The sequence below is a fragment of the Ruegeria sp. AB8 genome, from assembly GCF_056542605.1.
Genome location: NZ_JBQGAB010000010.1, coordinates 105,203 through 126,567, shown reverse-complemented (window position 1 = coordinate 126,567; position 21,365 = coordinate 105,203). Strand labels below are relative to the sequence as shown.

Annotated in this window: 18 protein-coding genes; 9 read left to right on the top strand and 9 right to left on the bottom strand. The window is 59.6% G+C overall.

The features are described from left to right. Positions 1-13: 13 nt before the first annotated feature. From glmU to ACR0CG_RS12345, 4 genes are read left to right on the top strand one after another with little or no spacing between them, the layout of a single operon-like run. Positions 14-1,366, top strand: a complete 1,353-nt coding sequence (gene glmU / locus ACR0CG_RS12360; protein ID WP_480525210.1) for a bifunctional UDP-N-acetylglucosamine diphosphorylase/glucosamine-1-phosphate N-acetyltransferase GlmU — start codon at positions 14-16, stop codon at positions 1,364-1,366. 3 nt (positions 1,367-1,369) lie between these two features. Further along, positions 1,370-3,193 carry a glutamine--fructose-6-phosphate transaminase (isomerizing) gene (glmS, locus tag ACR0CG_RS12355; RefSeq protein ID WP_480525208.1) on the top strand — a complete coding sequence of 608 codons (1,824 nt, stop codon included), beginning with the start codon at positions 1,370-1,372 and terminating at the stop codon, positions 3,191-3,193. A gap of 3 nt (positions 3,194-3,196) precedes the next feature. Then, a complete protein-coding gene (locus ACR0CG_RS12350; protein WP_480525206.1) occupies positions 3,197-3,757 on the top strand; it encodes a pyridoxamine 5'-phosphate oxidase family protein in 561 nt (186 codons plus the stop codon). Next, positions 3,747-4,433: a DNA alkylation repair protein gene (locus ACR0CG_RS12345; RefSeq protein ID WP_480525286.1), complete on the top strand. Its 687-nt coding sequence runs from the start codon at positions 3,747-3,749 to the stop codon at positions 4,431-4,433. The genes ACR0CG_RS12350 and ACR0CG_RS12345 overlap by 11 nt, the downstream gene beginning before the upstream one ends. On the opposite strand, the gene ACR0CG_RS12340 is transcribed toward ACR0CG_RS12345, so the two are convergent. After that, complete coding sequence (locus tag ACR0CG_RS12340) at positions 4,421-4,837, bottom strand: hypothetical protein (RefSeq protein ID WP_480525204.1); 417 nt, start codon at positions 4,835-4,837, stop codon at positions 4,421-4,423. The genes ACR0CG_RS12345 and ACR0CG_RS12340 overlap by 13 nt on opposite strands. Before the next feature lie 90 nt (positions 4,838-4,927). On the opposite strand from ACR0CG_RS12340, the gene moaA reads away from it, so the two are divergent. Together moaA and ACR0CG_RS12330 are read left to right on the top strand one after the other, a co-directional pair. After that, the gene (gene moaA, locus ACR0CG_RS12335) at positions 4,928-5,935 is read left to right on the top strand and encodes a GTP 3',8-cyclase MoaA (RefSeq protein ID WP_480525202.1); all 1,008 of its coding nucleotides are present in this window, start codon (positions 4,928-4,930) and stop codon (positions 5,933-5,935) included. Between the two features lies 1 nt (position 5,936). Further along, a complete protein-coding gene (locus tag ACR0CG_RS12330; RefSeq protein WP_480525200.1) occupies positions 5,937-7,232 on the top strand; it encodes a 3-deoxy-D-manno-octulosonic acid transferase in 1,296 nt (431 codons plus the stop codon). A 94-nt stretch (positions 7,233-7,326) separates the two neighbouring features. Here ACR0CG_RS12330 and ACR0CG_RS12325 read toward each other — a convergent pair whose 3' ends face one another. The 4 genes from ACR0CG_RS12325 to ACR0CG_RS12310 are packed head-to-tail and all read right to left on the bottom strand — an operon-like array spanning position 7,327 to position 12,719. Further along, a complete protein-coding gene (locus ACR0CG_RS12325) occupies positions 7,327-8,490 on the bottom strand; it encodes a M20 aminoacylase family protein (RefSeq protein WP_480525199.1) in 1,164 nt (387 codons plus the stop codon). An 18-nt stretch (positions 8,491-8,508) separates the two neighbouring features. Further along, positions 8,509-9,675, bottom strand: coding sequence for a M20 aminoacylase family protein (locus ACR0CG_RS12320; RefSeq protein WP_480525197.1), 1,167 nt, complete (start codon positions 9,673-9,675; stop codon positions 8,509-8,511). A 51-nt stretch (positions 9,676-9,726) separates the two neighbouring features. Continuing rightward, the gene (gene argE / locus ACR0CG_RS12315; RefSeq protein WP_480525196.1) at positions 9,727-10,893 is read right to left on the bottom strand and encodes an acetylornithine deacetylase; all 1,167 of its coding nucleotides are present in this window, start codon (positions 10,891-10,893) and stop codon (positions 9,727-9,729) included. 5 nt (positions 10,894-10,898) lie between these two features. Beyond that, on the bottom strand, positions 10,899-12,719 hold the full coding sequence (locus ACR0CG_RS12310; RefSeq protein WP_170806571.1) for an ABC transporter ATP-binding protein: 1,821 nt from the start codon (positions 12,717-12,719) through the stop codon (positions 10,899-10,901). Between the two features lie 285 nt (positions 12,720-13,004). Between ACR0CG_RS12310 and ACR0CG_RS12305 the strand changes: the two genes are divergently transcribed. The 3 genes from ACR0CG_RS12305 (at position 13,005) to ACR0CG_RS12295 (ending at position 16,786) form a co-directional block, all read left to right on the top strand. Continuing rightward, positions 13,005-14,711, top strand: coding sequence for a peptide ABC transporter substrate-binding protein (locus ACR0CG_RS12305; RefSeq protein WP_170615308.1), 1,707 nt, complete (start codon positions 13,005-13,007; stop codon positions 14,709-14,711). A 94-nt stretch (positions 14,712-14,805) separates the two neighbouring features. Then, positions 14,806-15,813, top strand: a complete 1,008-nt coding sequence (locus ACR0CG_RS12300; protein WP_170615306.1) for an ABC transporter permease — start codon at positions 14,806-14,808, stop codon at positions 15,811-15,813. Beyond that, positions 15,806-16,786, top strand: a complete 981-nt coding sequence (locus tag ACR0CG_RS12295) for an ABC transporter permease (RefSeq protein WP_170806572.1) — start codon at positions 15,806-15,808, stop codon at positions 16,784-16,786. The genes ACR0CG_RS12300 and ACR0CG_RS12295 overlap by 8 nt, the downstream gene beginning before the upstream one ends. 6 nt (positions 16,787-16,792) lie before the next feature. Here ACR0CG_RS12295 and ACR0CG_RS12290 read toward each other — a convergent pair whose 3' ends face one another. The 4 genes from ACR0CG_RS12290 to ACR0CG_RS12275 form a co-directional block, all read right to left on the bottom strand. Continuing rightward, complete coding sequence (locus tag ACR0CG_RS12290; RefSeq protein WP_480525193.1) at positions 16,793-17,929, bottom strand: MFS transporter; 1,137 nt, start codon at positions 17,927-17,929, stop codon at positions 16,793-16,795. Between the two features lie 71 nt (positions 17,930-18,000). Continuing rightward, positions 18,001-19,278 carry a DUF3422 family protein gene (locus ACR0CG_RS12285; RefSeq protein WP_480525191.1) on the bottom strand — a complete coding sequence of 426 codons (1,278 nt, stop codon included), beginning with the start codon at positions 19,276-19,278 and terminating at the stop codon, positions 18,001-18,003. 106 nt (positions 19,279-19,384) lie between these two features. Next, positions 19,385-19,741, bottom strand: coding sequence for a VOC family protein (locus tag ACR0CG_RS12280; RefSeq protein ID WP_480525189.1), 357 nt, complete (start codon positions 19,739-19,741; stop codon positions 19,385-19,387). A gap of 161 nt (positions 19,742-19,902) precedes the next feature. Further along, positions 19,903-21,357, bottom strand: a complete 1,455-nt coding sequence (locus ACR0CG_RS12275; RefSeq protein WP_480525187.1) for an NAD(P)(+) transhydrogenase (Re/Si-specific) subunit beta — start codon at positions 21,355-21,357, stop codon at positions 19,903-19,905. Positions 21,358-21,365 lie beyond the last annotated feature (8 nt).

The following is a 21,365-nucleotide window of genomic DNA, read 5'->3' as shown; positions in this document are numbered from 1 at the left end:
AGAAAACGATTTCATGACCACTGCCCTTGTCATCCTCGCCGCCGGAAAAGGCACCAGGATGAATTCGGAGATACCAAAAGTTCTGCATCCCATCGCGCAGGCCCCGATGCTGGTTCACGCCATGCGCGCAGGCGCAATTCTGTCCCCCGAACGCACTGTCATCGTCACCGGGCACGGGTCCGAGGCGGTCGCCAAAGCCGCGCGAGCCGAGGATGAAGACGTGCATATCGCCGTGCAGGAGGAGCAACTGGGCACCGCCCACGCGGTCGCGCAGGCACGCGGCGCGTTGGACGGGTTTTCCGGCGATATCGTGGTTCTGTATGGCGACACACCCTTTCTGCAACCGGACACTCTGGAACGGATGGTAGCCGCGCGGGCCGAGAACGATCTTGTCATTCTGGGGTTCGAGGCGGCCGATCCCGCCCGTTATGGCCGACTAGTCATGAAGGGCGACACACTGGAACGGATCGTTGAATTCAAGGACGCCTCCGAGGAGGAGCGCGCGATCACCTTCTGCAATTCGGGCCTTTTGGCCTGCGATGCTCAGACACTGTTCTCACTGATCGACGCGGTCGGGAATGGCAATGCATCCGGCGAGTACTACCTAACCGATGTTGTTGAAATCGCGGGAAGTCGCGGACTGAAAGTCACCGCTGTTGCCTGTGATGAGGCCCAGACACTGGGTGTCAATTCCCGCGCCGATCTGGCGGCGGCAGATGCCGTTTATCAAACCCGCGCTCGTGCAGAACTGATGGATCTGGGCGTCACGCTGATGGACCCGCAGACCGTGTACCTGGCTGCTGACACCGTGATCGGGCGCGATACCGTGATTGAACCAAATGTGGTTTTTGGCCCCGGCGTTACCGTGGAAAGCGGCGCAACGATCCGCGCCTTTTCGCATCTTGAAGGATGCCATGTCAGCCGCGGTGCCATCGTCGGCCCCTATGCCCGCCTGCGTCCGGGCACCGAATTGGCCGAAGATGCGCGGATCGGTAATTTCGTCGAAATCAAGAATGCCGAAATCGGTGAAGGTGCCAAGGTCAATCACCTCAGCTATGTCGGCGATGCCTCGGTCGGGGCCAGAACCAATATCGGCGCCGGAACCATCACCTGCAACTATGACGGCGTCATGAAGCACCGAACAACGATTGGTGACGATGTCTTCATCGGCTCCAACACTATGTTGGTGGCACCGGTCACGCTGGGCGACGGCGCAATGACGGCGACCGGCACGGTGGTCACTAGGAATGTCGATCCCGACGCACTGGCCGTGGCTCGTTCACGCCAGGAAAACAAACCGGGTTATGCGCGTAAATTGTTTGAAATGTTAAAGGCGAAGAAGGCTCGCCGCGACAAAGGAGCCTAAAATATGTGTGGTATTGTTGGCGTACTGGGACAGCACGAGGCCGCCCCGATTCTGGTCGAGGCGCTGAAGCGGCTGGAATATCGCGGTTATGACAGTGCGGGAATTGCAACGGTCAACAACGGCGCGCTGGGGCGTCGGCGGGCCGTGGGCAAGCTGGTCAACCTAAGCGATCTGCTGGTGCACGACCCATTGCCCGGAAAATCGGGTATCGGCCACACCCGCTGGGCCACGCATGGCGCGCCTTCGGTCACCAACGCCCACCCGCACAGGGCGGGCCCGGTGGCCGTTGTCCATAACGGCATCGTCGAAAACTACCGCGAATTGCGTGCTGAGCTGGCAGAAAACGGGATCGATTTCCAGACCGAAACCGATACTGAAACCGTCGCCCTGATGACCGAACACTACATGAAAACCGGTCTGAACGCGGTTCAAGCCGCCTTTAAAACGATCGACCGGCTGGAAGGTGCCTTTGCCCTGGCATTCCTGTTCGACGGAGAGGATGACCTGATCATTGCAGCCCGCAAAGGCTCTCCGCTGGCGATTGGTCATGGCGATGGCGAGATGTTCGTTGGCTCGGACGCCATTGCGCTGGCCCCGCTGACAGACAGGATCACATATCTCGAGGAAGGCGACCGCGCCGTCCTGACCCGCACGTCGCTGGAAATCCGCAATGAAAAGGGTGACCTAGCCAACCGGGAAACGCGCCGGATCAAACTGGATCACACCCGAACCGACAAGGGCGGGCACAAACATTATATGGCCAAGGAAATCGCCGAACAGCCGATCGTGGTGGCCGAGGCGATCCGGTCCTATCTGCCGACCGGTGGCGACCGGGTCGTGTTGCCCGATGCGGATCTGGATTTCACGAAACTGGATCGGTTGACCATGGTGGCCTGCGGCACAGCCTTCTATGCCTGCCTGACCGCAAAATACTGGTTCGAACAACTGGCCAAAATGCCGGTCGAAGTCGATATCGCCAGCGAGTTCCGCTACCGCGAGCCACCGATCACTGATCGCACACTGGCCCTGTTCGTCAGTCAGTCGGGCGAAACGGCGGACACATTGGCCGCGCTGCGCTATTGCGAGGGCAAGGCGGACAAGATCGTTTCGGTCGTCAATGTCCCCGAAAGCTCGATTGCCCGCGAAAGTGACATCGCCCTGCCGATCCACGCCGGCGTGGAAATCGGCGTGGCATCGACGAAGGCGTTCACGTGTCAGTTGAGCGTGTTGCTGATGCTTGCGCTCAAGGCTGCCGCCGACCGGGGCACGCTTAGCGACGAAGAACTGGCCGATCACGCCGCAGCTCTGCGCGGTCTGCCCACAATCCTGAACGCGGCGCTGGATCAAAGCCACGCCATCCGCAAATCCGCCCAGCGCCTGTCCGAGGCGCGCGACGTGTTGTTTCTGGGCCGGGGGCTGATGTATCCACTGGCCATGGAGGGGGCGCTGAAGCTCAAGGAAATCAGCTATATCCATGCGGAAGGTTATGCCTCGGGTGAATTGAAACACGGGCCCATCGCCCTGATCGACAAGCATATGCCGGTGGTTGTCATGGCCCCGCGCGACGCCGTTTTCGACAAGACGGTTTCGAACATGCAGGAGGTCATGGCACGCAAGGGCAAGGTCATTCTCATCTCGGACGATGACGGCATTACCGACGCGGAAGACGGCGTCTGGAACACGATCCGCATGCCGCATGTCCATACAAGCCTGGCGCCAATCCTGTATTCGGTGCCGGCCCAGTTGCTGGCCTATCACACCGCTGTCGCAAAGGGCACGGATGTGGATCAGCCGCGCAACCTGGCCAAATCCGTAACGGTGGAGTGAACCATGTCCAAACAATTCCCGGAACTGGACGACGCCCAACGCAAGTTCATCGAAGACCAGCACATGTTCTTCGTTGGCACCGCAGGGCCTGAAGGTCGCGTCAATATCTCGCCCAAGGGCATGGATTCATTGCGTGTTCTTGGGCCCAACCGGATCGTTTGGTTGAACCTAACCGGCAGTGGCAACGAAACCGCCGGTCATTTGCTGCAGACCAATCGCATGACGCTGATGTGGTGCTCCTTCACCACGCGCCCTCTGATCCTGCGCACCTATGGCACTGCACATACCCTGCACGTCGGCGACGATGGCTGGGACCAACTGGCCGCCCTGTTCCCCACTCATCGCAGCGCCCGGCAGATCTATGACCTCAGCCTCGACATGGTGCAGACGTCCTGTGGCTACGCGGTCCCGTTCATGGAATTCCAATCGGACCGCGACACGATGCAAAAGTGGGTCGACGGAAAATCCGACGAGGACATCCGTGCCTATTGGGTCGACAAGAACCACTCCACGATTGACGGCCACCCCACCCGTGCCCTGGATCAGAGCGGCGATGCCGGGTAGCTATCTCAACCAGATCAAGGCTCATGCCGACCCAGAGCGCGCAGACCAAATGGCGGCCTATCACAAGGTCGAGCGTCCTTATCTGGGGGTCGCCAATCCGGTTTTGAACGACCTCACCAAGTCGTGGCGGCAAGAGCTGGATGTTTCTGATCGCGTAAAAGTGGCGGACGCTCTGTGGCAGAGCAACATTCACGAGGCCCGTCTGGCTGCTGCCAAACTGCTGACGCAGGCCCGTATCCGGCCAGATCAGGCGGTCTGGGAACTGCTGCATAGCTGGTTGCCGGATTTTGACGCCTGGGCGGTGGCCGATCACGCCTGCATGGCAATGCAAAAGCGCCTTACAGCAGATCCCGAACGGCTGGATCAGGTGGAACTCTGGACCACCTCAGTTCACATGTGGACGCGCAGGGCTGCGCTGGTCGCCACCCTGCCCTGGACCAAGCAAAACCACCCCAAACCCGACGATCTGCAGCGCCGCGACCGTATTCTGGGTTGGGCTGCGGGTTATGTTCCCGATCGTGACTGGTTCATTCAGAAATCTGTCGCCTGGTGGCTGCGTGAACTGTCCAAACACGATCCGTCCCGCGTGATTGCGTTTCTGTCCGCGCATGGCAGCCAGATGAAGCCCTTTGCCCGCCGCGAGGCCGGCAAATACCTGAAAGATCAGTTGGAATAGACTTCAAGTTCGACCAGAGCGTCGAGCGGCAACAAAAGTGCCCGCATTGCATCCAGCGACAGGCGGCTGCCCCCGCTTTCAGGTCCCGGCGCCGGGACCAGCGCAATATAGGCCTGTGCCCCTGTACTTGGGACCAGAACGCGCCCCGTGAACTCGGTCTCGACCAAAGGGGTTTCCATCCAGCGTCCCGGCGTCGTGGGATCACCCAGCGCGGCGACGGTCGTTCTCGCGCCGATCCAACCAGCCGCAGTGGCGGCAACAGGTTCCGGTTCGATCGCTTCCCCGGCAGTCGCAGCATCCGGTTCGGCAGCGCCACCGCCACCGCCAAAGACCTGGTCCGTCGTTGACCGAACCGCGTCACATCCCGCCAACAAAGCGCAAAACACCAAAACCGCATATCTCATGGCCACAACCTATCGACCTGTGCCCATCTATGCCAGCGCAAAGGAAACTTCACCCTTGTCGTGGGCAGGCCGCAGCTTTACCTATGTCGCATGACAGCTCCACTTATCGACCCGTTTGCGCGCGCCATCACCTACCTCCGTGTTTCCGTCACGGATCGCTGCGATTTCCGCTGCGTCTATTGCATGTCCGAAAACATGACGTTCCTGCCCAAGAAGGACCTGCTGACTCTCGAGGAGCTGGATCGCATGTGTTCGACATTTGTCCGGCTGGGCGTCGAAAAGCTGCGCATAACCGGCGGGGAACCACTGGTACGCCGTAACATCATGAGCTTTTTCAACGCCATGACCCGGCATCTGGACAGCGGCGCGCTGAAAGAGCTGACGCTGACAACCAACGGATCACAGCTAAACCGTTTTTCCGAGGACCTGTATGCCGCGGGCGTGCGCAGGATCAACGTGTCGCTGGACACGCTGGATGACGACAAATTCGCCCGCATCACCCGTTGGGGACGCCTGAAACAGGTGCTGAACGGCATTGATGCCGCACAAAAAGCCGGATTGCGGATCAAGATCAACGCCGTGGCTCTGAAAAGCTTCAACGAGGAAGAACTGCCGCTGATCACCCAATGGTGCGCCGAGCGTGACATGGACCTGACCTGGATCGAGGTCATGCCGATGGGGGACATCGGCAACGAAGATCGTCTGGATCAGTACTGGTCACTCAAGGATGTACGGGCCGAATACGAAAACCACTACCGGGTCACCGATCTGGCCGAGCGGACCGGCGGCCCTGCGCGCTATGTCCGGCTCGAGGAAACGGGGCAGAAGATCGGCTTCATCACGCCGCTCAGCCACAATTTCTGTGAAAGTTGCAACCGCGTGCGGCTGACCTGCACGGGCGAGCTGTACATGTGCCTGGGCCAGGAAGACATGGCCGATCTGCGCGATCCGCTGCGGGATCATCCGGATACGGAACAACCGCTCGAAGACGCGATCCGCGCTGCGATCAACCTCAAACCCAAGGGGCATGATTTCGACTATTCCCGTCAGGCGGTAGATGGCCAGATGAGCCGCCACATGAGCCACACAGGCGGCTGACATGCCGCGCCGGAATGGCCAGACGCTGCTTTATCGATTGTATTGCGGCCTGACCTCAATTGCCGCACCGCTTGTCTGGCGTACCGTGCGCAACAAACTGCAGGCCGCAGGGGTTCCCCAGGCACGGCAACAGGAACGCCTCGGCCACGCAAGCCAGCCCCGTCCAGATGGCCGCCTGATCTGGTTTCATGCCGCCAGCGTCGGGGAAAGCCTGTCCGTTCTCAGCCTGATCAATCGGCTTGCGGAAAAGTTGCCAGATGCGCATTTCCTGATCACATCCGGCACTCCGACCTCGGCGGCCCTTATCGAAAAGCGCCTTCCGCCCAGAACGCGCCACCAGTACCCGCCGCTGGACACCGGCGGCCCCGTCGGACAGTTTCTCGCCCATTGGAAGCCCGATGCCGGGATCTTCGTCGAAAGCGAAATCTGGCCGCACCTGATTGTCGAGGCCTCGCACCTGGGAACGCCGCTTGCCCTGCTCAATGCCCGACTGTCGGATAAATCAGTCGCTGGCTGGAAAAAGCGTCCGCAAACAGCGCGCTTCATCCTTGAACAGTTTCGCTTGTTTTTGACCCAGAACGACAAGGCGGCGGCCAACCTGCTGGCCATGGGGGCACCGGCAGATCGGGTCAAGCCCGGGACCAACCTCAAGTCGATGTCCGACCCCCTGCCCGTGAACAAGGAAACGCTGACCAGCATCCGCAGCCAGATTGCCGGGCGGCCGGTCTGGATCGCCAGTTCCACCCACGCCGGGGAAGAGGAAATCGTGCTGGCGGCCCACGCGCAATTGCTGGAAAGCTGGCCCGACCTGCTACTCCTGCTGATCCCCCGCCATCCTGAACGGCGCGAAGATGTCGGTGCATTGATCCAGCAGGCCGGCTTTTCCATGTCGCTGCGCTCTGCCGACATGCCGATCACGGCAGACACGCAGGTTTACGTCGCCGATACCCTAGGCGAAACCGGAACATGGTATGCCTTGTGTCCGATCGTATTTTTGGGCGGCTCGCTTAAGGAAATCGGCGGTCACAATCCGTTTGAACCGGCACAGGCCGGCGCGGCCGTCATTACCGGGCCGGGGTATTTCAACTTTGCCGAAACATTTGCGCCTCTGATCGAAAGTGGCGGCACAATCGAGGTGCGGACAGCACAAGACCTTGCCACCGCCGTCACCACTTGGCTGAGCGACAAAGTGGCATTAGCGGAAGCCCAAAGCGCCGTCAAAACCTGCGTGAACACTCAAAAATCGGCGCTGGACGACGTCACGGATACACTCTGCAAGTATCTTTCTCTCACGTGATCGCCCGTGGGGTCCACGCTTCATCTGGCTAAAAATATCCCGGGGGAGGCGCGCCATGGGCGCGACGGGGGCGGAGCCCCCATCGCCTTTGCCGTCAGGCGGTCGGCATCCTTTGCTCGACAATCTCGGCCCACCAACTGCATCCTGCCGGAATGGCCTCATCATTGAAGTTGTATTGCGGGTGATGCACCATCGCCGTATCGCCGTTGCCAACCAGAATATAGGCACCCGGACGTTCTTCCAGCATAAACGCAAAATCCTCGCCGCCCATGACCAGAGGCGCCTCCTCGCAAGCGCCTGAGACTGAACGCGCCACGTCTGCCGCAAAATCGGTCTGCTCGTCGCTGTTCACCATGACCGGATAGCCCCGGATATAGGTCACATCAGCGGTCCCACCGTAAGTCGCGGCAACGCCGTTGCAGATTTCGTTGATCCGGCGCTCAGCCAGATCCCGCATAGCATTGCTCATGGTGCGCACGGTTCCCTTGATCTGAACCGTCTGAGGGATGACGTTGAAAGCCTTGGAAGAGGTTTCGAACGAGGTTACGGATACCACAATCTGATCGACCGGATCGGCATTACGCGAAGCGATGGTCTGCAGCGCCAAAACAGCATTGGCGGCCAGGACGGTCGTATCAACAGTTTCATGTGGTTTGGCCGCATGGCCGCCAAGGCCTTCGAACGTGATGTCGAACTGGTCAGTAGCTGCAAAGAACGCACCCGGACGGATCGCAAACGACCCTACAGGCTTACCCGGCCAGTTGTGCATTCCATAGACTTCCTGAATATTCCAGCGATCCATAATGCCATCTTCGCACATCTCGCGCCCGCCGCCGCCGCCTTCTTCGGCAGGTTGGAAGATGACCACAACCGTTCCATCGAAATTGCGGGTTTCAGCCAGATATTTTGCGGCCCCCAACAACATCGCCGTATGCCCGTCATGGCCACAGGCATGCATGGCACCCGGAGTTTTCGATGCATAGTCCAGACCGGTCGCCTCATGGATCGGCAGCGCATCCATATCCGCGCGCAGCCCGATGACCTTGCCTTTGGTATCCGACTTGCCCTTGATTACGCCGACAACGCCGGTTCGCCCGATGCCGGTTACAATCTCGTCACAGCCGAATTCCTTCAGCTTGTCGGCGACCACCGCGCTGGTGCGATGCGTTTCGAACAGTATTTCCGGATTTTCATGAAGATCCCGTCGCCAAGCGGTGATTTCTTCCTGCATCTCGGCAAGGCGGTTCTTGATAGGCATGTCATTCTCCCCTGTGTGTCATGCGACAGGCATTCGTCGTTCCACCACTTCCGCGTACCAACTGCAGCCCGCGGGTATGGCTTCGTCATCAAAGTTATATTCAGGATGGTGGCACATGGCGGTGTCCCCATTGCCAACAAAGATGTAGGCGCCCGGCCGTTCTTCAAGCATGTAGGCAAAATCTTCCGACGGCATGATCGGATCGACGCTATCATTCACCTTGCCGGCAACAGCTGCCGCAGCTTCGGCCGCATAGCCTGTTTCCGCATCGGTATTGACAGTCGCCGGGTACCCCGGCGTCCAGATCACTTTTGCCGTTGCACCAAAGGCCGAGGCCGTGTCCTCGGCGATCCGGCGCACCCGCTCTTCCGCGATGGCGCGATACTCGGGATCCAGCGTTCGCACCGTGCCTTGCAACCGCACCGTATGCGCGATCACGTTCGACGCAACGCTATCAGTCACGAAGGTGCCGACCGTCAGCACCACACGCTTGATCGGATCGACGGTGCGCGACACAACCGACTGCAAAGCCACGACAATATGAGATGCGACAAGTGTTGTATCCACCGCATCATGCGGCGCGGCGGCGTGCCCGCCCTTGCCCGTCACAACAATCTCGAACTCGTCGGACGAGGCCAGCAAGGCACCAGGTCGAATGGCGAACTCTCCCACCGGAAGACCCGGCATATTGTGCATGCCGTATACTTCCTGAATGCCCCATCGTTCCATCAGGCCATCCTGACACATCGCCAATCCGCCCGCGCCGCCTTCTTCGGCGGGCTGGAAAATCAGAACAACGGTGCCATCAAAATTCCGGGTCTCAGCCAGATACTGTGCCGCCCCCAGCAGCATCGAGGTATGGCCGTCATGCCCGCAGGCATGCATCTTACCCGGCACGGTCGAGGCATAGTCGAGCCCGGTTGCCTCTTCGATGGGCAGCGCATCCATATCGGCGCGCAGACCCACGACACGACCCTTCGTGTCGGTCCGCCCCCGGATCACGCCAACAACGCCTGTTTTACCGATACCGGGCGTAATCTCATCCACGCCAAACGCTTTCAGGCGCTCTGTTACAAAGGCGGCCGTTTCATGGACGTCATACATCAATTCTGGGTTGGCATGCAGGTGGCGGCGCCATTTGGTGATCTCGCCATGCATTTCGGCTAGCCTGTTTTTGACGGGCATTTTCATCCTCCTGTGACAAGAGTTTCAATATCGACCAAGTGGCCACAAATCTCAGGCCCCGAGCTTGTTTACCAGCCGCTCCATAAATCTGTGACCTTCATTGAACTGTGCAATCGTTATGAACTCGTTCGGCTGATGGGCCTGTGCAATATCGCCGGGGCCGCAAATAACCGCTGAATAGCCCGCTTCCTGAAACTGTCCCGCTTCAGTCCCGTAGCTGACAACATGCGAGGCATTGTCCCCCGTCAGGGATCGCACCAAGGCCTCGGCCTCTCCATCAGGTTCGGGCACCAGCGCCGGTACTGCAAAATCCTCGGCCACGTCGATGCGCGCTTCCGGGTGGACCTGCTGCATCCGGGCTTCGATCTGCCGCACCTGCTTCAGATAGTCCGTTCTCCAGTGCGATGCCTGTTCACCGGGCACCACTCGGAAATCCATCATGAACCGGCAGTCCTTGGCAGTGATATTGTGCGCCGTGCCCCCTTCGATCATCCCGACATGGCAGGTGGTCCAGGGCGGGTCGAATATCGCGGCGACATCACTCGGTTCGGCTGCCATATTCTCGGCATTACGATCGTTGGCCCAATCGATCAGCGGCGCCGCCGACATGATCGCGTTGACCCCGGTATGCATGATCGAGCTGTGGACCTCAAACCCGACAACATGTGTATCATACCCGAAGCTGCCCTTGTGGCCCGTGACGGCCTGCATCATCGACGGCTCGCCCACGATCACCGCGGATCCTTTGGGCAGAACCTCCTGCATGGCTTCGATCATCGGCGGGGCTCCGGTGCAGCCAACCTCCTCATCAAAGCTCAGCGCCAGTTGCAGAGGTCGTTTGAGATCCGCGTATTGCGCCTCGACCAATGCCCAGATGGCCAGTGCGTCAAAGCCCTTCATGTCGCAGGTTCCGCGTCCGAAATATTTGCCGTCTCTTTCAAAAACAGTGAAAGGGTCGCTGTCCCATGGCTGCCCGTCAACGGGCACGACATCGGTATGGCCGGACAGGACAACCGCCCCTTCCTGCCAGGGGCCAACATGGGCCAGCAGGGCGGCTTTGTGAGGCTGGTTCGGATCGGGCCAGCGATGCGACGTGATGCCGTGGCTGGCCAGGTAGGCTTCGACCCAGTCCACCAGAGGCAGGTTGGTCTCACGGCTCACCGTCGGGAACGAGATCAGGTGCGTCATGATCTCAAGCGGCGTCAGGCGGTGCGGCATGAGGATCAGTAACCGCTATCCGTGGTTAGGACGAAGTGACCCGGCTCGACCTCGCGGTATTCCGAAGGTTCGGGTTTATAGCCGATTGGATGAATTGGCGACGGGATCGGCTTGAAATTCAGATCCTTTTCCGATTTCCGCTGGTTCGGATCGGCAATCGGAACAGCCTTCATCAGCGCCTGAGTATAGGCGTGCTGCGGGTTCTCGAACACCCGGGCACGCGGGCCAAGTTCGACAATGCGGCCCAGATACATGACGCCGACATGGTGGCTGACCCGCTCGACCACGGCCATATCGTGGCTGATGAACAGATAGCTGAGGCCAAGTTCCGACTGAAGCTCCATCATCAGGTTCAGAACCTGCGCCTGGACCGATACGTCAAGCGCCGATACCGCCTCGTCCGCGACGATCAGTTTGGGGTTCAGCGCCAGCGCTCGGGCAATCGCGATCCGCTGCCGCTGACCACCCGACATCTCGTGCGGGAAACGACGCATGAAGCTGCGCGGCAACTGTACCTTGTCGAACAGTTGCGCCACACGGTCCTGCAACTCCGAGCCTGACGCGACACCGTAGTTGCGCATCGGTTCGGCCACCTGATCGATCAGCTGCATCTGCGGATTGAGCGAGGCGAACGGGTCCTGAAAGATCATCTGCATATCCAGCCGCGCTTTGCGCAGACCCGCAGAATCCAGTTTCATGATATCAAGGCCATCCAGATTGACCTCACCTGCCATCGGCTCGACCAGCCGCAGGATCGACCGACCCGCCGAAGATTTGCCGCACCCTGATTCGCCCACAAGGCTCAGCGTCTGGCCCTTGTTCAGGGTGAACGAAACGTCTTCGACCGCGTGCACATTGGAAATCGTGCGGCGCAGCAGCCCACCCTTGACGGGGAACCGGGTGGTCAGGTTCTTGACGGACAGCAGAACTTCTTCAGTGCCAGGGATTGGCGCGATGTTCTGCCCTTCGACACCCAGCAGCTTCATCGGTTCCGGGGCCGATTTTCCCTGCATTTCGCCCAGTTTCGGAACAGCGGCCAGCAGCGCCTTGGTGTAGTCGTGCTGCGGATTCTCAAAGATCTCCTTGACCGTGCCCTCTTCGACCTTGTTGCCGCGGAACATGACCACGACGCGGTCGGCCATCTGCGCCACAACCGCCATGTCATGCGTGATGAACATCACCGCCGTGCCGGTTTCCCGCTTGAGCCGGTCCATCAGCGCAAGAATCTCGGCCTGAATGGTCACATCCAGCGCTGTGGTGGGTTCATCCGCAATCAGCAGGCGCGGCTCGCAGGCCATGGCCATGGCGATCACCACCCGCTGGCGCATGCCGCCGGACAACTCGTGCGGGTATTGCTTCAGTCGCCGTTCGGGTTCTGGAATGCGGACCTGACGCAGCAGTTCCAGCGCGCGGTCCTCGGCCTGCGACTTGGACAGGTTCTTGTGGATCCGCAACCCTTCGGTCAACTGCCGGCCGACGGTAAAAACGGGGTTCAGCGCTGTCATCGGCTCTTGAAAGATCATTCCGATCTCGTTGCCGCGAATCTGTTTCATCAGATTCTGATCGGCCCCAGACAGGTCCATTTCGGTCTTGTCGCGCCGGTCAAACAGCAGTTGCCCACCCGCGATCTCACCGCCGCCGAATTCCACCAGCCGCATCAGCGACAAAGACGATACCGATTTCCCTGAACCCGATTCACCAACGATACATACGGTTTCGCCGGGATTGACCGAAAACGAGACATCTTCGACCCCGACCACCGGACCATCCTTGGTCTGAAATTCGACCCTGAGATTCTTGATCTGGGCAATAGGCTGATCCAGCACGCGCACGCTCCCCTTGGCGGCTTGTTATTTTTGAATGCCAAACGCTAAGGCGGCAGGAAGGGAAAAGTCAAACCCATTGCAGGTTTTCCTTAAGGCAAGGCTTGCAATTTTCCAAAACTCTGTTTCGATACGCCGCGTAACCGTTTTTGGGAGATGGCGGAATTCGCGAAGCGTGGCTTGCATACATGTTTCTTTTCAGCGCCTTACAATCCCACACGGCAACGCCAAACCCGCAGGCCTTGCGGAGATAATCGAGACACGAATGTGTCCAACATGGAGTGTATGATGAAAATCAAAACCCTTTTGCTTGGTGCGATTGCAAGCACGGCGATGGCCCCGATGGCCTTTGCCGAGCGCGGATCGGACGGCAATGTCAGCATCATTTACTGGCAGGCACCGTCGATCCTGAACCCGTTCCTTTCGGGTGGTACCAAGGATGTGGAATCGGCATCGCTGGTGATCGAACCGCTCGCCCGCTACGACCAGGACGGCAACATGGTGCCTTATCTGGCATCCGAAATTCCAACCGTTGAAAACGGCGGTGTCAGCGAAGATCTGACCTCGATCACCTGGAAAATCGCACCGGGAATCACCTGGTCGGATGGTAGTCCGTTTACTTCTGCCGACGTGAAATTCACCGCTGACTACTGCATGCACCCCGAAGGTGGCTGCGCGCAGGTGACCAAATTCGAAGGTGTCACATCGGTCGAAGCAGTGGACGACCTGACCGTAAAGGTCACGTTCGATGCACCGACCCCGTTCCCCTATGGTCCGTTTGTCGGCGGCGAAAGCCCGATCATTCAGGCCGCACAGTTTGCCGACTGCCTGGGCGCGAAAGCCCCCGAATGCACCGAGCAGAACTTTAACCCGATCGGCACCGGCCCGTTTGTCGTCACTGAGTTCAAGCCGAACGACGTGATCACCATGAAGGCCAACGACAACTACCGTGATCCGGCAAAACCTGCCTTTGCGACGCTGACTTTCAAAGGTGGCGGTGACGCAACTGCGGCGGGCCGCGCGGTGATGGAAACCGGCGAGTTTGACTATGCCTGGAACCTGCAGCTGGCACCCGAGGTGATCCAGCAGATGCAGGAAGGCGGCAAGGGCACTCCGGTCGCAGGCTTCGGCCCGCTGGTCGAGCGCATCATGCTGAACCAGACCAACCCGTCGCCCGATCTGCCGGAAGGCGAGCGTTCGACTGCTGCGCATCCGCACCCGTTCCTGCAGGATCCTGCGGTTTACAAGGCGATGTCTCTGGCAATCGACCGTCCGCTGCTGGTGGAAATCGGCTATGGCCAGGCCGGTCAGGTCACCTGTAACTGGGTTCCGGCCCCGGCTGCCGTGAATTCGGACACCTTTTCCTGTGACACGCAGGACATCGAAGGTGCGAAGAAACTGCTGGATGACGCGGGTATCGTAGACTCTGATGGCGACGGCGTGCGTGAAAAAGACGGCGTTCCGCTGAAGATCGTCTACCAGACCTCGACCAACGCCGTCCGTCAGGACTTCCAGGCGCTGATCAAGGAATGGTGGAGCCAGATCGGTATCGAAACCGAGCTGCGCAACATCAACGCGTCGGTCTTCTTCGGCGGTGACCCGGGTTCGCCCGACACCTTCCAGAAGTTCTATGCGGACGTTGAAATGTACGCCAACACCTTCAACGGCACCGACCCGCAGTCCTATCTGGGCAACGGCTTGTGCGACAAGGCTCCCAAGCCGGAATCGCAGTGGCAGGGTGAAAACATCAGCCGCTTCTGCAACGAAGAATTCGACAAGCTGCATGGTCAGCTGGCCGAAACCGCCGGTGCGGAAGAGCGTGCGAAAATCGCCCGTCGTCTGAACGACATCATGGTTGAAAACGGCGGTATGATCCCGCTGGTGCACCGTGGCCGTCTGTCGGCGCACGCAAACACCCTGGGTGGCGTGATCCTGAATGTTTGGGACAGCGAGCTGTGGAATGCAGCAGACTGGTACCGCAAGACCGGATCCTAAACATCAAGTTGCAAAGCTGCGCCCCGATCTGTATCGGGGCGCGGTCATTTGCACACCACTCCAACAAGAAGACGCACAATAAAGGCGCCTTTTGATGCTCAACTTCACCATCAGACGACTGATTCTGGCCGTTCCGACGCTCCTGTTCATCAGTCTCGTCATCTTCCTGCTGCTTGAACTCGCACCCGGCGATCCCATGGCGCAGGTTCCGCTTACCGTCCCCCCCGAAGTCAAAGAGAAGATGCGCGAGGCGCTTGGCCTCGGGCAGCCGATGCATATCCGGTTCTGGAAATGGATCGTGCAGTTCTTCTGGATTGAACCGCAGGTGCTGATCGACTCGATGTTCGGCACGACCTTCTCCGAAGGCGATCTGCGTGTGATTTCGTGGCAGACCCGCTCGCCCGTCATGGACATCGTCGTTCAGCGTATCCCGCAGACCCTGTGGGTCGTCGGCACCGCCTATGTGGTCGCCATCCTGATCGCGCTGCCCATCGGAATCTATTCCGCGTACCGCCAGTATTCCTGGTTCGATCAGATGGGCACATTCGTGTCGATGGTCGGCTTCTCGGTCCCGCCCTTCTTCTCGGGCGTGCTGGTGATCGTGATCTTCTCGGTCCAACTTGGCTGGTTCCCGTCAATCTATGACACAACACATGTGGTCGATAGCTGGGACAGTTTTGTCGTGCAGCTGAAGCAGATGATCATGCCTGTCATGGTTCTGGCGCTTCAGATCACCGCACAACTCAGCCGGTTCATGCGCGCCTCGATGCTGGATAACCTCAACCAGGACTACGTCCGCACCGCCCGCGCCAAGGGCCTCAGCGAATACACCGTCGTGATGGTCCACGTGCTGCGAAACTCGATGATTCCGGTTGTCACCGTGATTGCTCTGGGCATCCCGGCCATCTTCGGCGGCGCCATCATTACCGAGCAGGTCTTCAAGGTGAACGGCATCGGCCAGTTGCTGATCGGGGCCATTCAGGCCAATGACCTGCCGATGGTGCAGACCCTGACCTTCATCTTCGCCGTCCTGATCGTGCTGTTCAACCTGATCGCAGACGTCCTGTATGGCATTCTGGACCCGAGGATTCGCTATGACTGATCATGATCGCACGGATTCTCTGGTTCCGGACGAAGGGCTTGCCCCGGCCTCGACCGCCCTGCCAACGGCAGACGTGCTGGAGGAACTGGCCACCCCGCCCCGCAGCCAGTGGCGCGATGTCTGGGATCAGTTCAAGACCCACAAGGGCGCGATGATCGGGGCCATCCTGTTTATCTTCATCGTGGCCGGCGTCTACATTGGTCCTTATCTGTGGAGCATCGACCCGACACAGATCGACATCCGGTCCCGCAATCAGGGGCCAAGCTGGTCGCACCCGTTTGGAACAGACCAGTTGGGCCGTGACATTCTGGCCCGTATGATGTCAGGCGGGCAAACCTCGGTCTCTGTGGGCATCACCGCGATGTTGCTGGCGTTGTTCCTGGGATCTTTCATCGGCGTTCTGGCCGGGTTCTTCAAACGGCTGGACGGGCCGTTGATGCGCCTGACCGATCTGTTCCTGGCCCTGCCCCTGCTGCCATTGCTTCTGGTCATGATGCTGCTGTTCCGCGAACCGCTGTCGGCGGCATTCGGGCTGGAGCGCGGGATCTTCATTCTGATCGTCGCTGCAATCGGCGTCACGTCATGGATGCCGACCGCACGGATCGTGCGCGGAGATGTTTTGGCGATCAAGGAGCGGGAGTTCGTTCTGGCCGCACGCTCGATCGGGACAAGCAACGGACAGATCATCACACGGCACATCCTGCCCAATGTGCTGTCCCCGATCATGGTATCCGCCACGCTGGGCATCGCCACCGCGATCATCACCGAAAGCGCACTGTCCTTCCTGGGTCTGGGCTTCCCACCGGACTTCCCGACCTGGGGCCGTTTGCTGTTTGACGGTGTCGACTATCTGCAGCAATACCCTGAGCGCGTGTTCTGGCCCGGTCTTGCGATCTCGCTGACAGTGCTAAGCGTCAACTATCTGGGTGACGGTCTGCGCGACGCTCTGGACCCGCGTATTCGCGGACGTTGAACCAAGTCAGCCGGCGCGTTTCAGCGTGCCGGCCAACACGACGATCAGTACCGCCAGCGGTATCAGCACCGAAAACGCCATTCTCAGGCCAAACAATTCGGCCAGAAACCCGATCAATGGTGGCCCGATCAGCAACCCGCCATATCCAAGCGTTGCAACACTGGCAATTGCCTGTCCGGGGGGCACCAGCGGGTCATTCGCGGCGCGACTGAATGCCAGAGGCATGATGACGGCATAACCGATCCCCATCAAAGCAAAGCCGAACAAAGCCAGCGAGGTCGCCGCAGCGGATATCACGCAAAACACCCCGATGGCCGCACAGACACCACCGAACCTTGCAATGCTGACCGGCCCGAACCGGGCTATGAACACACCACCTGCCAGCCTGAGTGCAACCATGGCAACCGAAAACACCGCATAACCCAACGCTGCAACACCTTCGGTCGCTTCCGTGACATCTCGCAGGTAGACCGCGCTCCAGTCCGCGACCGCTCCCTCGCCCAACGCACCACACAGGGCCGTAACTCCAACAAGAACCAAAGCACCGGACGGCCATGCAAAAACGGCGCCGCCCGCGCTTTCCGACAGTTTTGACGTCCAGCGCACCCATGACAGGGCAAGCGCAAACCCTACGACAATCCCACCCGCCAGCAGGAAATGAGTGATCACGGTCAGCCCCATCTGGACCGCCATGTAACCGCTGAGCGCCCCCAGCCCGGCCCCAAGGCTCCACATTGCGTGAAACGAGGACATGAGGGGTTTATCGTAAGCCTGCTCTACCTCGGCCGCCCAGGCGTTCATCGCCACGTCCATCGACCCGTGGAATGCCCCAAAGATGAACAGAAACACAGCCAGCGCCCAGAAACCGCCTGCCAGAGCCAGAAGGATCAGCGAAAGCGTGTAGAGAACGGCAATCACACGCGTGATGACGACGGCTCCGAAACGGTCGGTCAGACGCCCCGTCACTGGAAATGAACACACCGCCCCTGCCGCCATGAACAGCAAGCCATAACCCAACGCCTCGTGCGTCAGCTCCAGCCTGTCACGCACCGCGGGAATGCGCGATGCCCAGATGCCGAACAAGGCACCGTTCAGGATGAACATGGCCGCGACGGCGCGCCATGCGACCATTATTCCGATCACGAAAAACCCCTCTTGCCGGGCAAACCTGCCAGCCCCGTTCTACAGGCCTGATGGATTTTCGCAAACGTGATCTAGGACAGCCGCTTGCGGATATGGCGAACACCGACCCAAACGCCTGCGACAACCGGCAATGTCACGGCGGCCGTCAGCATTCCCTTGCTGATGCCCGCGCTCGTCAGCGGATACAAAAGATAGCTGACCAAAGACACCGCATAATAGCTGATTGCAACAACCGACAAACCTTCTACCGTGTGCTGAAGTCGTAAGGCCAGATCCGCGCGCCGGTCCATGCTTTCCAACAGCGCCTGGTTCTGCGCACTTCGTTCCACATCCACCCGTGTCCGCAACAGGTCGCCGGCGCGGATGGCACGGTCCGACAAGGCTTGCAGGCGGCGCTCGGCCGACTTCACGGTGCGCATTGCCGGGTCATAGCGGCGCATCATGAAATCGGCAAAGGACTGGCCGCCCTCGAACCGCTCCTCGCGCAGGATTTCGATCCGCTGGTTGACGATGGCTTCATAGGCGCCCGACGCTCCAAAGCGGAAAGAGGATTGGGCCGACAGGGTTTCCAGTTCGATCGACGTGGACAAAAGTTGCGGCAATAATTCATCCGGCTTGGACGAACTGACGGTCATCTGCCTCATCAATTCCGTCAGCTTCCCGTCCAGTTCGCCTATGCGCGGCATCAGTTGTTTCACCCGCGCAAAGCCCAGCATGGACATTGCCTTGTAGGTCTCGATTTCACACAGACGCTGAATGATACGGCCAGTCCGGCGCTGATTGGTCCCGTCACGGACAAAAACGGCAAAGCGCATATGCCCCGCCGGGTCGATGCGAAAATCGCTGGCGCAAATGGCGGCGTCATCCAAAACGCGGGCCACCGCCAGGCTTTCCGGTTCGAACCAATCCGCAAGCATCGGCTTCACGGAGTCATCATCCTTGCATTCCACCACCCGCAGCATCGCCGAGGTTACGCGCTGACCGGGGCTTGCCATCAGCCAGTCGGGCGGAAAAATTTCGAAGTCCGCCGGATTGAACGGGCGGTCACTGACATTCTGCGCAATGGCCGTATACGTTACGAATTCAGCGTGCTGCTCCCATTTGAGCCAGTGGCGTCCGATCTGCCCGGCATAATGCGTGGCCCCGGGCTGCGGATGCGGCGCTCCGTGGCGGTTCAGCAAATCCGTCAGATGCGCAATATCTTCATCACGATCCCGCGCTGCCGCCGCAACGGGCTTCTTGATGGCCAGAAACACCACCGTACAGGGCGTTTTCGCCACCGGAAACGGGCGCGCGTGCAATTCATTGGCCAGCGCATAGCGCAGCGGATGATCCTGGATGGGCGTCATTGTTAGCTCCCTGACTCCAGGCCACTATACCCCGCATTCAAAATACATCAATTATTGTTTTATTTCATAAGCTTACGTGAATACCACCGCATACAGTGGCGCTATCCTATTGATTTGGCTGCCAGAGCTCGATCGGATTGCCTTCAGGGTCGCAAATACGAGCGAACTTCCCGACCTCACTGTCCCACTCATCGCGGGTTTCGACCTGGATACCTGCTGCCTCAAGCTGAGCGATTAACGCTGCCAGATCATCGACGCGGAAGTTGATCATCCACTGTTGCTCTGACCGGCCGAAATATTCGGTCTCCTGATCGAATGGAGCAAACACCGTGTACCCCTCGCGCTGTTTCCAGGGGACAGGATCGTAGTGATTGACCCCCAGATGTGTCTCGTACCAGGCGGACAACGCTTTCGGATTACGCGCGCGGAAAAACACGCCGCCGATGCCGTTCACCTTTTCCATCAACGCCCTCCTGTCAACAACCTGTCCTGCCCAGCCTAGCACGCCCCGCTTGCTTCATCTGGCCAAAAATATCCTGGAGGTCAGGAGGCAAAGCCTCCTGCATATCAAAAAAAGAAAAGGGCGCCGTCTGGCGCCCTTTGCAATATTGTTCAGCCTGCCGATCAGTCGATCATGGGCAGCAGCTTGTCCAGGCTCGCCTTGGCGTCGCCATAGAACATGCGGGTGTTTTCCTTGAAGAACAGCGGGTTTTCGATGCCCGAATAGCCAGTACCCTGACCACGCTTGGACACGAACACCTGCTTGGCCTTCCAGCATTCCAGAACCGGCATGCCGGCAATGGGACTGTTGGGGTCTTCCTGCGCCGCAGGGTTCACAATGTCGTTCGAACCGATGACGATGGCGACATCCGTGTCGGGGAAGTCCTCGTTGATCTCATCCATTTCAAGAACGATGTCATACGGCACTTTCGCTTCGGCCAGCAGAACGTTCATATGGCCCGGCAGACGACCGGCTACGGGGTGGATCGCAAAACGCACCTCTTTGCCCTTGGCGCGCAGCTTGCGGACCAGCTCAGAAACGGACTGCTGCGCCTGCGCGACGGCCATACCGTAGCCCGGGATGATGATCACGCTGTCAGCGTCGTTCAGCGCGGCCGCAACTCCATCTGCGTCGATCGCCACCTGCTCGCCCTCGACCGCCATCTGCTCGCCCTGCGGGCCACCGAAGCCGCCCAGGATCACGCTGACAAAGTGACGGTTCATCGCCTTACACATGATGTAGGACAGGATCGCACCGGACGAGCCCACCAGCGCGCCGACCACGATCAGCAGGTCGTTGCCCAGCGAGAAGCCGATCGCCGCAGCGGCCCAGCCCGAGTAGCTGTTCAGCATCGACACAACCACCGGCATGTCAGCGCCTCCGATACCCATGATCAGGTGGTAACCGATAAACAGCGCCGCCAGCGTCATCAGGATCAGCGGGAACAGGCCACCCGACGAGGTGTACCAGATCAGGCAGATCAGCGAGAGACCGGCAGCCGCCGCGTTCAGCGCGTGACCGCCGGGCAGTTTGGTTGCGGCGCTCGTCACCTTACCCGCCAGCTTGCCATAGGCGACAACCGAACCGGTAAAGGTAATCGCACCGATGAAGATGCCGAGGTACAATTCGACATGCAGGATTGCCAGTTCCGCCGCGGTCTTCTTGGCGATCAGCTTAGCAAATGCGCCCAGATCGGAAAGATCCGCCTGAGACGCACTGTCGGCAATCGCCATGACCTGCGCCACGTTACCGATTTCGAAATGAGCGTTGAAGCCGACGAACACAGCCGCCAGACCCACCAGCGAGTGCATAGCTGCGACAAGCTGCGGCATCTCGGTCATCTGCACGCGCTGCGCCACGTATTGGCCGATGAAACCGCCGCCGGCGATCAGCAGCAGCGACAGCAGCCACAGTCCCGAACCGGGACCAACCAGCGTGGCGAAGACCGCCAGCGCCATACCGACGATGCCATACCAGACCGCGCGCTTGGCGCTTTCCTGGTTCGACAGACCGCCGAGCGAAAGGATGAACAGAACAGCCGCAACAACATAGGCAGCAGTAGTGAAGCCAAATTCCATGTGCCCGG